The organism is Pseudomonas sp. 3MA1 (genome assembly GCF_029237275.1).
Classification (GTDB): Bacteria; Pseudomonadota; Gammaproteobacteria; order Pseudomonadales; family Pseudomonadaceae; genus Aquipseudomonas; species Aquipseudomonas fluorescens_AP.
Window position 1 is genome coordinate 114556 of sequence record NZ_JAACFX010000006.1, and the last position, 13327, is coordinate 127882.

Annotated in this window: 12 protein-coding genes; 3 read left to right on the plus strand and 9 right to left on the minus strand. The window is 65.4% G+C overall.

Annotated features, from left to right (window positions below; translation table 11 throughout):
• The first annotated feature begins 1 nt into the window (after position 1).
• Entirely contained in the window at positions 2-832 is an 831-nt protein-coding gene (gene nudC / locus GWQ44_RS17905) for an NAD(+) diphosphatase (RefSeq protein WP_047304722.1), read from the plus strand.
• Here nudC and GWQ44_RS17910 read toward each other — a convergent pair.
• Both GWQ44_RS17910 and GWQ44_RS17915 read right to left on the minus strand, forming a co-directional pair.
• A complete protein-coding gene (locus GWQ44_RS17910) occupies positions 800-1579 on the minus strand; it encodes a TSUP family transporter (protein ID WP_047304721.1) in 780 nt (259 codons plus the stop codon). The two genes, nudC and GWQ44_RS17910, sit on opposite strands and share 33 nt — an antisense overlap.
• A gap of 215 nt (positions 1580-1794) precedes the next feature.
• On the minus strand, positions 1795-3030 hold the full coding sequence (locus GWQ44_RS17915) for an acyl-CoA dehydrogenase family protein (protein WP_275927919.1): 1236 nt from the start codon (positions 3028-3030) through the stop codon (positions 1795-1797).
• Between the two features lie 391 nt (positions 3031-3421).
• On the opposite strand from GWQ44_RS17915, the gene sfnG reads away from it, so the two are divergent.
• Positions 3422-4516 (plus strand): dimethylsulfone monooxygenase SfnG, encoded by a 1095-nt coding sequence (gene sfnG / locus GWQ44_RS17920; RefSeq protein WP_047304719.1) that lies wholly within the window; start codon positions 3422-3424, stop codon positions 4514-4516.
• A 182-nt stretch (positions 4517-4698) separates the two neighbouring features.
• On the opposite strand, the gene GWQ44_RS17925 is transcribed toward sfnG, so the two are convergent.
• Both GWQ44_RS17925 and GWQ44_RS17930 read right to left on the minus strand, forming a co-directional pair.
• Complete coding sequence (locus GWQ44_RS17925) at positions 4699-5178, minus strand: nuclear transport factor 2 family protein (RefSeq protein WP_016965720.1); 480 nt, start codon at positions 5176-5178, stop codon at positions 4699-4701.
• A gap of 58 nt (positions 5179-5236) precedes the next feature.
• On the minus strand, positions 5237-5800 hold the full coding sequence (locus tag GWQ44_RS17930; protein ID WP_016965719.1) for a TetR/AcrR family transcriptional regulator: 564 nt from the start codon (positions 5798-5800) through the stop codon (positions 5237-5239).
• A gap of 241 nt (positions 5801-6041) precedes the next feature.
• Here GWQ44_RS17930 and pssA point away from each other — a divergent pair, with 241 nt between their 5' ends.
• A complete protein-coding gene (gene pssA, locus GWQ44_RS17935) occupies positions 6042-7385 on the plus strand; it encodes a CDP-diacylglycerol--serine O-phosphatidyltransferase (protein ID WP_275927920.1) in 1344 nt (447 codons plus the stop codon).
• Between the two features lie 98 nt (positions 7386-7483).
• Here pssA and GWQ44_RS17940 read toward each other — a convergent pair whose 3' ends face one another.
• The 5 genes from GWQ44_RS17940 to efeU all read right to left on the minus strand — a co-directional run bounded on the left by GWQ44_RS17940 (position 7484) and on the right by efeU (position 13129).
• Positions 7484-8683 (minus strand): MFS transporter, encoded by a 1200-nt coding sequence (locus GWQ44_RS17940; RefSeq protein ID WP_275927921.1) that lies wholly within the window; start codon positions 8681-8683, stop codon positions 7484-7486.
• Positions 8684-8885: 202 nt separating this feature from the next.
• Complete coding sequence (efeO, locus tag GWQ44_RS17945) at positions 8886-9710, minus strand: iron uptake system protein EfeO (protein WP_199010687.1); 825 nt, start codon at positions 9708-9710, stop codon at positions 8886-8888.
• Positions 9711-9745: 35 nt separating this feature from the next.
• The gene (gene efeB / locus GWQ44_RS17950) at positions 9746-11056 is read right to left on the minus strand and encodes an iron uptake transporter deferrochelatase/peroxidase subunit (protein WP_275927922.1); all 1311 of its coding nucleotides are present in this window, start codon (positions 11054-11056) and stop codon (positions 9746-9748) included.
• A 15-nt stretch (positions 11057-11071) separates the two neighbouring features.
• Positions 11072-12271, minus strand: a complete 1200-nt coding sequence (gene efeO / locus GWQ44_RS17955) for an iron uptake system protein EfeO (RefSeq protein WP_103742316.1) — start codon at positions 12269-12271, stop codon at positions 11072-11074.
• A 9-nt stretch (positions 12272-12280) separates the two neighbouring features.
• Positions 12281-13129 carry an iron uptake transporter permease EfeU gene (efeU, locus tag GWQ44_RS17960; protein WP_275927923.1) on the minus strand — a complete coding sequence of 283 codons (849 nt, stop codon included), beginning with the start codon at positions 13127-13129 and terminating at the stop codon, positions 12281-12283.
• Positions 13130-13327 lie beyond the last annotated feature (198 nt).

Consider the following 13327-nt stretch of genomic DNA (forward strand, 5'->3'; position numbering starts at 1 on the left):
GATGATTGAACGCTGGACCACCGCAGTACTGGATACCCAACTTCCTGGCGGCTGGGCCGTGGCCCGTGGCCCGGACGGCTTTCTTTATGACGACAACGGCGCGCTGTTCCCGCGGCACTGGCTCAAGGGCCAGGACCTGCCGCTGCTGGCCGAGCACGGCATCGGCCATCTCGATGGCGAGCCGGTGTACCTGCTGGAGCTCAGTGGCCGCGCCGACGTGGCGGGCTGCGGCTGGAAAGGCCTGCGGGCCTTCATGCTGGAGGGCGATCACACCCTGTACAAGGTCCTGGGCTATGCCGCGCAGATCGGCACCTGGGCCCGGGAGCATCGCTTCTGCGGCAGTTGCGGCCGGGCCATGCGGCAAGTGCCGGGGGAGCGGGCGATGTACTGCGAGCCTTGCGATCTGCGGGCCTACCCGCGGATTTCACCGAGCATGATCGTGCTGGTCACCCGCGGCGACGAGATTCTCCTGGCCCGTTCGCCGCGTTTCGTCACCGGGGTCTACAGCACCCTGGCCGGCTTTGCCGAGCCCGGCGAGTCGGCGGAGGACTGCCTGATCCGCGAAGTGCGCGAAGAGGTGAGCATCGAGGTCAAGAACATCCAGTACGTGGGCAGCCAGTGCTGGCCGTTCCCGCATTCGATGATGCTGGGCTTTCACGCCGAATATGCCGGCGGCGAAATCGTGCCCCAGGAAGACGAGATCGAGGACGCCCAGTGGTTCAACGTCCATGCGCTGCCGCCGTTGCCGGCCTCGCGCTCGATCGCCCGCTACCTGATCGACCTCTATGTGGCGCGTCGTCTAGGCCACGCTGAACCAGTGCTGCCAGGCTAGGCGCACGGTCAATCCGAGCACCACGGTGATGAACACCGGGCGAATGAACTTGGCACCACCGCTGATGGCGGTGCGTGCCCCGAAGAAGGCCCCGACCATCACCGACAGGCCCATGCACAGGCCGATGATCCAGTCCACCTGCCCGGAGAACACGAACACCGACAGCGCCGCGATGTTGCTGACGAAGTTCATGCTGCGGGCCACGCCGCTGGCCTTGACCAGGTCGATGGGGTAGAGCAGCAGGCTGCTCACGGTCCAGAACGCTCCGGTGCCGGGCCCGGCCACGCCGTCGTAGAAGCCCAGGCTGAAGCCCTGGCTCGATTGCCACTTCTTCTTGATCGGCGCGTCGCTGTCCAGCGGCGCCTTGGGCGTGCCGCCGAACAGCAGGTACAGGCCGCAGGCGAAGACGATCACCGGCAGCATCTTGTTCAGCCACTCGGCCGGCAGGTAATGGGCGACGATGGCCCCGGTCAGCGCGCCCACCAGGGTGCCGACGATGGCGTGCATCCACTGCCTGGGGTGGAACAGCTTGCGCCGGTAGAAGGTGAAGCTGGCAGTGGCCGAGCCGAAGGTCGAGCTGAGCTTGTTGGTCCCCAGCACCAGATGCGGCGGCAAGCCGGCGGTGAGCAGAGCCGGGGTGGTCAGCAGGCCGCCACCGCCGGCAATGGCGTCGATGAAACCAGCGATGAAGGCCACGAGGGCGAGAATGGCGAGGGTGGTCAGGTCAACGCTGAGATCGAAGGGCATGGATTCGGCTTATTGTTCGGCGGGAAGCGCAAAGGGGGCTGCGCGCAAGACCGCCATCTTACCTGCAACCCCGCCCGCTGCGCGACCGCCTCGACCTTGGTCTGATACCCCTATCGTAGGAGCCGGCTTGCCGGCGAATGGGCCTTTGAGCCTTGCGCACGACCGGAGGGTGCCTTCGCTGGCAAGCCAGCTCCTACGGACGGTGCAGGGAAGGGTTAGCGTTGCGGGCCGTTGCCGATCTGCCAGACAAAAGGCGGTTCGCTGCCGTTGATCTGCCAGTCGCCGACGATCCGCGCCTTGTAGATCACCGGGTTGTGCGAAGACACGGTGCGCGCATTGCGCCAATGCCGATCCAGGGCCTTGCCCTGGCGAATGTCCGAGGCCCCGAGGGCGTTGAACAGCTCACTGGTGGCACGCTGGATCAGTTCGGTGACCACCACCTGGGCCGTGGCCGATTCGATCTCCGCCGCCACATTGGCCGCTCGCTCCTGCGCCTCATCCCCGGCAAAGCGCGCCAGGTAGGCCTGTTGGGCCGGTGCCGCCGCGCGGACTGTCGCGGCCTCGGCCGCGTACACCAGGGCGGCAATCTCGCCCACCACTTGCTGCACCTGGGCATCGGCGCTGACCTGGGGCGCGTTGCCGTGACTGTAGATGCGCTTGCGCACCCGCACTTCGTGGGCCACATCGCGCAGCGCGGCGCGGCCGATCCCGGCCAGGGTCGCCAGCAGCACCAGTTGGTAGAAGGCCGTCTGGTACTTGAAGCGGGTGGCGAAGTCGATGATGTTCTCGGCCTCGACTTCGGCGTCGTTGAAACGCGAGGTGCCACTGCCGGTGGTGCGCTGGCCGAAACCATCCCAGTCATCGCTCTGCTGGATGCCCGGCTGACGGGTGCGCACCGCCGCGATCACATCGCCGCCGGTGTCCGTGCGCTGGGCGTAGACATCGATCCAGTCGGAGAAAATGCTGCCGGTGCTGTAGAACTTCTCGCCGTTGAGGCGCCATTTTTCGCCGTCCGGCGTCACCTTGGTCATGACCTGGCCAATCTCCACCGCGCCGATCTCGGTCCAGGCGCAGCCGACGATATCGCCCTCGACAAAGCGCTTGAACCACAGGTCCCGGCCCGGCCCGGGCGCAGCGTTGAGGCGGTCCTCGGCAAAGGCGAAGTGCCCGCGCAGGGCCTGGGGCACATTGGCGTCGGCTTCGGCCAGCTCGATCAGCAGTTGCAACAGCTGGGGCAGGGAGGCACCGCCGCCGCCATATTCCACGGGCACCCGCACGGCGCCGAAGCCGGCCTGCTTGAGCCACTGGATGGGTTCATAAGGCAAGGTGCGGCTGTGCTCGCGCTCCACGGCACCGGCGGCGATGCGCTGGAAGATCGGGCGGAAGCGCTCGGCCAGAGGCGCGTAATCGACCCCCAAGGACAATGGATTGATTACCTGGTGTTCAGTCATGGCGTAGCTCCTGGGTTCGGCAGAAAAAACAGTGGGTGCCTAGGCGGCCCTTTGCACACCGCTTGCACACAGCATGCCGAGATCCCGCGGCCCGGCCTGCCTGGGGATCGGCCCGCGGCAGGGGCGGCCAACTGTTGCCCGGGCAACACATCATCAACAAATCGTCCGTTTGCGCGGTGTTGCGACGCTGCGCTCGCCGCGGATACAGGCCGCGGCCGGACCCGCTACAGCAAGTGCGCAGGCGCCGCCCGCCAGCCGAGCGCGGCCCGGCCCGGCGCGCTTTGGCGCGGATCTTCGAAGCCTGTGGGGCGGGTCGAGCCAGGCCACCGGCAGGCGCTGGCACGCTTGCTGCTCTGGTCCTTGCACCTTTACCTGTCCCGAGGAACGAGCCATGAGTCAGCAAGCCGTGAAATTTGCCTATTGGGTGCCCAACGTCAGCGGTGGTCTGGTGGTGAGCAAGATCGAGCAGCGCACCCACTGGGGCATCGACTACAACCGCAAACTGGCGCAGATCGCCGAGGAGGCCGGTTTCGAATACGCCCTGACCCAGATCCGCTTCACCGCCGGCTATGGCGCCGAGTACCAGCACGAGTCGGTGGCCTTCAGCCACGCGCTGCTGGCCGCCACCAGCAAGCTCAAGGTGATCGCGGCGATCCTGCCCGGGCCCTGGCAACCGGCGCTGGCGGCCAAGCAGCTGGCTACCATCGATCAACTGACCAATGGCCGGATCGCGGTGAACATTGTCAGCGGCTGGTTCAAGGGCGAGTTCCAGGCGATTGGCGAGCACTGGCTGGAGCACGACGAGCGCTATCGGCGTTCCGAGGAGTTCATCCGTTCCCTGCGCGGGATCTGGAGCCAGGACCACTTCACCTTCAAGGGCGACTTCTATCGCTTTGACAACTACAGCCTCAAGCCCAAGCCCCTGGGCCAGCCGGAGATCTTCCAGGGCGGCAGTTCGCGGGCGGCGCGGGACATGGCCGCGCGTGTGTCGGACTGGTACTTCACCAATGGCAACAGCGTCGAGGGGATCAAGGCCCAGGTGGACGATATCCGCGCCAAGGCCGCGGCCAACCAGCATTCGGTGAAAGTCGGGGTGAATGCCTTTGTGATCGCCCGGGACACCGAGGAAGAAGCCCGGGCGGTGCTGGCGGAGATTATCGACAAGGCCGATCCGCAGGCGGTGAATGCCTTTGGCGATGCAGCAAAGCAGGCCGGCAGGGCCTCGCCCGAAGGCGAGGGCAACTGGGCCAAGTCCAGCTTCGAGGACCTGGTGCAGTACAACGACGGCTTCAAGACCAACCTGATCGGCACCCCGCAGCAGATTGCCCAGCGCATCGTCGAGTTGAAGGCGGTGGGGGTGGACCTGGTGCTGGCGGGGTTCCTGCATTTTCAGGAAGAGGTCGAATACTTCGGCAAGTGGGTATTGCCCCTGGTGCGGGAGCTGGAAGCCCAGGCCCGGCTCAAGGAGCAAGAAGCCGCGGCGTGAACGCCGCGTTGCTTACCGGCGAAGCGGTTCACCAGCCCGATGCAAGGCTTGTTGCACGAGATTGCCTTGTAGGAGCCGGCTTGCCGGCGAAAGGGCCTTTGGCCTCGGTGCAAGGCTTGAGGACGCCTTCGCTGGCAAGCCAGCTCCTACGGGGGCGCTAGGTATAAGAACCTTGGGCCGGGTTACAGGCCCAGGTCGCTAAGGCCTGGGTGGTCATCCGGGCGCCGGCCCAGGGGCCAGTGGAACTTGCGCTCGGTTGCCTTGATCGGCATGTCGTTGACGCAGGCAAACCGCCGGGCCATCAGGCCTTGTTCGTCGAACTCCCAGTTCTCGTTGCCGTAGGAACGGAACCAGTTGCCCGAGTCGTCGTGCCATTCATAGGCGTAGCGCACGGCGATGCGGTTGTCGGTAAAGGCCCAGAGTTCCTTGATCAGGCGGTAATCCAGCTCCTTGGCCCATTTGCGGGCGAGAAAGGCCTTGGCCTCTTCGCGGTTGTGGGCGAACTCGGCGCGGTTACGCCATTGGGTGTCCAGGGTGTAGGCCAGGGACACCCGTTCCGGGTCCCGGGAGTTCCAGCCATCTTCAGCCAGACGGATCTTTTCAATCGCCGACTCGCGAGTGAAAGGCGGAAGGGGCGGGCGCACTTGAGCGTTAGACGACATGATTTGTCTCCAATGAAAGTTGCTGTTCAAACAAAGCAGTTGCACTTGTTTAAAACAATCAGAGGTCCAATAACTTTCGCGCCATGCATTGCGCATTATCAGCAGCACTGTGATCGCCCATGACAAGGGCAACGGTAATGGCGCCATCGATCAGGATCAGCAGTTGCGCTGCCAGTCCCTCGGGATGTTGCACGCCATGTTCTTGGCAAAGCTCGGTCACGAAATCGAGCAGTTTCTGTTTATGTTGTTTCGCCACCTGGCGCACCGGGTCTTGTGGATCGCCCGTCTCGCCGCTGGTGTTGATAAAGGCGCAGCCGCGAAAACCTTCGGATTCGAACCAGCCCTTGAGCACGCTGAACAGCGCCAGCAGCCGCTGCGCAGAGCCTTCGGCCCGGTTGACTTCGGTCCTGTACCAGTGCATCCAGCGCTGGTCGCGACGCTCCAGGGCGGCCACCACCAGTTCGTCCTTGTTGTTGAAATAGCGATAGATGCTCTTTCTAGAGACCCCGGCTGTCTTCACCAACAGATCCATGCCCGTGGCGGCAATGCCGCTCTTGTAGATCAGCTTCTCGGTGACGTCGAGGATAATGTCGCGTGTTTCAGGGGGAGTGATTTCGTTCATGGAGCAAAGAGTAGAACGATCGTTCTCCTTGGTCAAATAATTATTTTGTCGATTATCGAAGTTCCCCTGCGATGTAGGAGCTGGCTCGCCAGCGAAGGCGTCACCGGGTCTTGCGCAGTATCCGAAGGCTCCTTCGCCGTTCAGGGCGGGGCAAATGGTCTTGTACAGGTCGGGCAGGGGACTCAGCCTGTTGCATGGTGTAAGCTCTTGCGCTCTTTGGATTTGAGCCACTGCGAGCCCTATGCCGTCGCTTTTCAAACGTTCCCTGCTGCCCAAGCTGCGCAGCTTCCCCCTGGCCGCCGAGGCCTTCACCACGCTTGCCGGCGCTGCACAATTTCGCCGCACGCTGCTGGAGCAAATCGCCCAGGCCACCCGGCGCATCTACATCGTTGCCCTGTACCTGCAACAGGACGAAGCCGGCCAGGAGATCCTTGATGCCCTGCACGCCGCCAAGGCCGCCCGCCCGGAGCTGGACGTGGTGGTCGTGGTCGATTGGTTGCGCGCCCAGCGCGGCCTGATCGGTGCCGGCAAGCAGCCGGGCAATTCGGCCTGGTACCAGGAGATGACCCGCACCCACGCCAGCGAAGTGCCGATTTACGGCGTGCCGGTGCAGACCCGGGAGCTGTTCGGGGTCCTGCACCTCAAGGGCTTCGTGATCGACGATTGCGTGCTCTACAGCGGCGCCAGCCTGAACAATGTGTACTTGCACAAGTTCGACAAGTACCGGTTCGACCGTTACCACTTGCTGCACAACCGCGCCCTGGCCGACTCCATGCATCATCTGGTGCAGCACGGTCTGGTGGAGTCGCGGGCGGTCCATCGCCTTGACCTGCCGAACCTGCCGACCACCCGCAGCCTGCGCAACGACATCGGTGACCTGCGCAGTCGCCTCAAGCACGCCACCTATGACACCACCGCCGGTGGCCTGGACAAGAGCGGGCTGTCGGTCAGTCCGTTGCTCGGGGTCGGCAAGGGCAACCCGCTGAACCGGGTGATCTGCGAGCTGATCGCGGGGGCCCAGCAGCAACTGACCATTTGCACCCCGTATTTCAACCTGCCCTTGATGGTGACCCGGGAAATCAACCGGGCCCTGGAGCGGGGGGTGAAGATCGACATCATTGTCGGCGACAAGACCGCCAACGACTTCTACATCCCGCCCAGCGAGCCGTTCAAGGTCATCGCGGCCCTGCCTTACCTGTACGAGATCAGCCTGCGACGTTTCGCCAAGCGCCACCAGAAAGTCATCGACAGTGGCCTGCTGAACCTGCACCTGTGGCGTGACGGTGACAACACCTACCACCTCAAGGGGATGTGGGTCGATGAGCGCTACACCTTGCTCACCGGCAACAACCTCAACCCCCGGGCGTTTCGCCTGGACCTGGAAAACGCCCTGCTGCTGGACGACCCCAAGGGCCAGTTGCTGGAGGCGCGCAGCGCCGAGCAGGCGCAGATTTATCGCCACACAAAGCGCATCGAGCATTTCCAGTACCTGGACAGCCTGGTGGACTACCCCGAGGCCGTGAGCAAGTTCCTGCGCCGGGTCAGCCGCGTGCGCATCGAACGCCTGCTCTACCGCATGCTGTAACGCGTAGCCGCTGCCGAGGCTGCGTAAAGGCCCGCAGGGCCTTCAGCGCCTCCAAGAACGACGCCTCCTGCGGAGCCGTTCGCAGCCTGCGGCAGCGGCTACAGGGAGCGGGGGTGTGGCCAGATGGCGATCAGCACCAGCAGCACCGCCGCCAGCAGGTAAGGCAGGCGCGGTTCGATGGCGTAGATCAGGCTGGCGGCCATGGGCCCGATGACCACGCCCAGGCCCTGGGCGGCGCCGATGCTGCCGGCGGCAGCGCCCTGTTCCGAGGCTTGCACGGCATTCGCCGCCAGGGCCGAGAACGACGGAAACACCCCGCCCATGCCCGCCGCCGAGACAAAGAACGCCAGCCACAGGCCCCAGGCGCTGTCCACCAGCATGCTGCCGGCATAGCCCAAGGCCGAGAGCAGGGCGCCGTAGCGGATCATGCGCAATGGCGGCCATTCCAGCTTGCGCACCACCAGCTGGGCGCAGATCAACGCCACGCCGACCATGGCCAGGGCCACCCCGGCGGTCTGCGCCGCCTCGGCCGGGTTCAAGCGCAGGCGATCCAGGGCGTAGAAACTCACGGTGATCTGGGCGATGGACACGCAGAGCATGGCGACAAAGGCCACTGTCATCGGTCGCAGCAGCCGCGGGTCATTCAGGCGGACCGGGCTGGGGGCATGCTTGAGGTGCAGTTCCTGGCGCGGCAGCTTGTAGCGCAGTACCAGGAACGCCAGCAATGGCAATACCGCCATGGCGTAGAACGGCAGGCTCAGGCTGTAGCGGGCCAGCAGCGCGGCGATCGCCGGACCGATCACCAGGCCCACGGCGTTGGCCGCGCCGAGGGTGGCCATGGCCCGGGCGCGATGCTCGGGTTCGATGTTGTCGGCGATCAGGGCGAAGCCGCCCACCGGAATCGCCGCATAAAAGGCACCGATCAGGCCGCGTCCGAGCATCAGGCCGAGAAAGGCCATGGCGACGCTGGGCAGGCTGTGCAGCGACAGGTCGATGAACAGGCACAGCGCCCAGTAGGCGATGGTGAAGCCGGCGGTGCCCAGCAGCAGGACCCGGCGCCGGCCGAAGCGGTCGCTGGCCTGGCCCCAGGGGCGCGCCAGGAGCATCCAGATCACTCCGGAAACGGTCACCGCGGCGCCGGCATGCCAGGTCTCCAGGCCCAGCGCCCGAGAGATCGGGCCGATCAGCGAGACGAAGGCCATCATCGACATGGTGCAGGCCATGTAGGCGGCCATCAGCGGCAGCAGTGAGAAGGGTGTGGCAGTCAGCGGCGCACGGGCAGCCAAGGGGCGAGACATGCAGGGTCGTCCATGAAAGTGATGGGCCGTGAACGTTATCGGGATAACGCGTCACAGCCCAGTCTTATCTGCATCGGTGATGCTGCCGCTGGCGCGGGCTGGCTGACGAAGAGTGCCTTGAGGCGGGTTGAGCTCAAGAACGCTTTCGCTGGCAAGCCAGCTCCTACAAGGAGCGGCTGGTGTGGCGGCGTGGGCGTCGGGTTCAGTTCAGGCCCAGTTTGCCGCGCAGGGTCGAGAGGTCTTCGGCCAGGGTGTTGACCGGGCCCACCAGGGCCTTGCGGTCGCTGTCCTTGACCTTGTCGTAGGTCATGAAGCCGCCGTCGGCGGTTTTGTACTTGGCCAGGATGGTGTTCACCGTGGCGAAGTTCTTGTCCACCTTGGCGACAAAGGCCTGGTCCTGCTTGGCGATCTGGCCGCGGAACAGGTCGACGATTTTCTTGGCGCCGTCGATGTTGCCCTGGAAGTCGTAGAGGTCGGTGTGGCTGTAGCGGTCTTCCTCGCCGGAGATCTTGGTCGCGGCCACTTCTTCCAGCAGCGCGGCGGCGCCGCCGACGACTTTTTCCGGCGGGAAGGTCAGGCCGGCGACGCGGGTTTGCAGGTCCTTGACGTCTTTGTTCAGACGATCGGCCAGCTCGCCCAGGCCTTCTGTGCTGTTTTCCGAGAACAGCGAGTATTCCAGGCGGTGGAAGCCGGTGAAGTCTGCGGCCTTGACGCCTTGTTCGTGATCGTCGACCCGCGAGTCGATGGACGCGTCCAGGTCACTGAAAAGCTCGGCGATCGGTTCGATCGACTCGTAGTAGACCCGGGTCGGCGCGTAGAGCTTTTTGGCGCTGGCCAGGTCGCCCTGTTTCACCGCGGCGGTGAACTGCTGGGTATGGCTGGCCAGCTCATCGAGCTGTTCGGTGACGTAGATCTTGTAGTCGGAGATCGGCCCCACCAGCTCCAGGGGCGCGGTGGCGGCGAACGCCGACAGTGGGGCGTGGAGCAGGCCGAGGGTCAGCAACACAGCGAGAGGCGACTTTTTCATGGGACGTTTCCGTGGGGGTGGTTGTGTTGGGGGTGTCAGGCCGTGGTTGTCGCTCGGGTGGCATCGAGCAGCGAGCGGCCGATGAAATCCTCTGCGCCGGTGACCCCCGGCAAGGTGAAGAAGTAACCGCCGCCGGTGGGCTTGAGGTACTCCTCCAGGGGTTCGCCGTTGAGGCGGGTCTGTACCGCGATAAAGCCTTTTTCCAGGTCGGCCTGGTAGCAGATGAACAGCAGGCCCATGTCCAGCTGGCCGTTCTTGTTGACCCCGTTGGAGTAGTTGAACGGCCGGCGCAGGATCAGGTTCTGCCGGGTCTGCGCGGTGCGCGGGTTGGCCAGGCGGATGTGCGCGTCGAGCTTGGTCAGCTTGCCGTGGGGGTCCTTGCTGTAGTCGGGCACCTGGCTTTCCTTCTGGCCATCCATGGGCGCCCCCGTGGTCTTGACCCGGCCGATGATGCTTTCCTGCTCTTGCAGCGGGGTGCGGTCCCAGCGCTCGACGAAGTTGCGGATGATCCGCACCGCCTGGTAGCTGCCATGGGCCGCCCAGGCCGGTTCGTCGCTGCCGGGCTGGACCCAGACGATCTGCTGCATGGCCTGCTGGTCATTGGAGTCGGGGTTGGCCGAACCATCGCGAAAACCCAGGAAGTTGCGCGCGCTCTGCGCCGGCTCGCCGGGCTTGGCCGGAGCCTGGGGCGGTACGCTGCCTTCCTGTTTCCAGCGCACCAGCAGCAGGTCCGGCAGGTTCTTCACGATGTCGCGCAGGGCGTGGATGTTGGTGTCGGCGGTGTTGGCGCAGAACTGCAGGCTCAGGTCGCCGTGGCAGCAGGCCGGTTCCAGGGCGTCGTTGGGGAAGCCGACCATGCGGATCAGGCGCTTGGGCTTGGCCGCCGCCAGGCCGAAGCGCTCGTCGAACAACGAGGCGCCCACCGACACGGTGATGGTCAGGTTGTCCGGGGTCACCACCGGGCCGAGGATGCCGGAGTCCAGCGGCGGCAGCTTCGGGTCGACCTGGGTCACCGGGCCGCCACTCATGAGAAAGGCGATGCGCTGATTGAGGGTGCGGAACAACCGCTCCAGGTCGTCACGGTCGCGGGCCAGGACATCGAAGGACACCAGCATGCCCGCCGCCGGACGTGGGGTGACGATGCCGCTCTGGTGGCGGCCGTGGAAATCGTGGCGATCCAGGGTCCGGTCGCTGCTCGGGGCTTGGGTGACCTGGGCCTGCGCGGCGGCCATGGCCGGACCGCTCAGGCTGCTGCCGGCCAGGGCCACGCCGGCGGCGCCCATGCCCAGCAGTACGCGCCGGCGTTGGGCGCTGAAGGAGGGGTTGGCTTGATCTGAATCGTTCATGGAGGGCTCGTCTGGTTACAGGCCGGAAAGGCCGAGTGCGGGGTCGATGGCGTCGAGGGCGTCGGCCAGGGCCTTGGCCTTGTCGGCGATCTCTTGGCGTTGTGCAGCGCTGACTTGGTCGTAGGCCACGTAGCCGAAGCCTTGGCGCAGGTTGTCGAGGCGACTGGCCAGGGCCTGGGTGGCGGCGTCCACCTGGGTCAGCAAGGGGGCGGCGGATTTGCTCAGCAGGGGGCGCAGCAGGTCGATGACCTTGCGCGTGGTTTCCAGGTTGGCGGCAAAGCCGTTGAGGTCGCTGTGGCTGTAGCGTTCTTCTTCACCGCTGCCGGCTCGCCGCTCGGCCAGACTGCGCAGGTTGCGCGCCACCAGGTCCACCAGTTGCTGCGGCGCCAGGGTCTGGGCCAGCAGCTGTTCCTTGAGGCGCGCCACATCGCTGGACAAGCCTTGCGCCACCGGGGCCAGGCCGGCCAGGTCGCGTTGCTCGAACAGGCCGTATTCCAGGCGGTGGAAGCCGCGAAAGCCCGGGTCCTGCTCGCGCTGCTCGAAGTAGTCGGCGCGGGCGTTGATGGCGTTGTCCAGCTCGGCCAGGCGCTGGGCCGCCGGCGCCAGACGCTGATAGGCGGCGCGGGCCGGCAGGTACAGGGCCTGGGCCTGCTTCAGGTCGCCGGCGTCGATGGCTTGCTGCAAGGCGTTCACCGCCTTGACCAGGGCGCTGGCGGAAAGGCTCAGGTAGACCCGGAACTCCGACAGCGGACCGATAAAGGCCACCAGCGAGGGACCGGCCTTGGCCTGGGCCTCGGACTCGGCGGTGGCCGTCACATGCAGGGTGCCGCGGGGGTTGCTCAACAGCCCGCAGGTCATGGCGTAGTCGCCCGGTTGCAAGTTGGCGTTGATCACCTGGCTCAGGCCCGGGGCGATGTTCTCGCGCTCCTCGACCACCAGCACGCCGTCGAGGATTTCCCATTCCACGGCGCGATCGGAGCGGTTGACGATGCGAAAGCTGGCGTGCCCGGCCGGAACCGTCAGCGCATTGGGCTCACAGCTCTTGGGGTGGATGGTCACGGTGATTTCGCCCTGGTGCGCCTGGCGCTTGTCGGCGGCCAGTTGCGAGGCGTAATAGAACAGCCCGCCGGCGGCGATCATCACGATCACCGAGCCGGCCACCGCCCAGCGCAAGGCGCGGGGCGGCGAGGCCTGGGGAGAGGCTTGCTGGGTCATGGGGGAGCCTTACTGACTGGAAACGGAAGAGGTCGGGGCCGGCGCCTTGGCCGGAGCGCCAGCGGGCAGGAAGAACAGCACCAGGGTCACCGCCAGGTACAGCCCATAGGCGCCGAGGGTGCTGACGGTAGGCGCGTCCTGATAGCCGAACATGCCGGCCAGCACCGAGCCCAAAGGGCCGTCCATGGGCAGGCTGGCGCTGAAGTCGAAGAGCACGGTCTGCCAGTGGTTCCAGATCCCGGCTTCGTGCAGGGCCTGCACCGAGTTGGCGAGGATGCCGGCGGCCACCAGCAGGATGAACAGCCCGGTCCAGCGGAAGAACAGCCCGAGGTTCAGGCGCATGCTGCCGCTGTAGATCAGGAAGCCGACGATGATGGCCACGCTCAGGCCGAGCAGGGCGCCAATGGGCGCGCCGGGGCCTTCGCTCTGCTGGAACACCGCCAGCAGGAAGAACACGGTTTCCAGACCTTCGCGGGCGACGGCGAAGAACACCATGGCGATCAGGGCCATGACCTGATGCCGGGAACCGGCCAGGGCCTGGTCCAGCGACACCTGCAGGGAGTGCTTGATGGAACGGGCCACCTTGCGCATCCAGAACACCATGGAGCTGAGGATGCCCACGGCCACCAGGCCGACGATGCCCTCGAAGAGTTCCTGCTGCTTCTGCGGGAACTCGGCGCTCATCAGTTCCAGGCCGCCACCCACCAGCAGGGCCAGGGCCGCGGCGAGGAACACCCCGATCCACACCGCGGGCATCCACTGGCCGCGGCCGGTCTGTTGCAGGTAACTGGCGATGATGCCAACGATAAGCGCGGCTTCAATCCCTTCGCGCAGCATGATCAGAAATGGAACGAGCATTCAGCACCGGCGGGGCAATGGCTAGGGAATCAATTTGTAACATAATGATACTCATTGCTAAATGAAGATCATTGCCATCTGCTGAACGCAAGCTGAACGAGATTCGTTTACTTCTATGGATGAGGTGGGTGCCCGTCCCCGCGTGAGTCGGCTGTACGGCGGGGAGGGGCGCAAGGTCTGTGCTGAACTTGCTGGCGC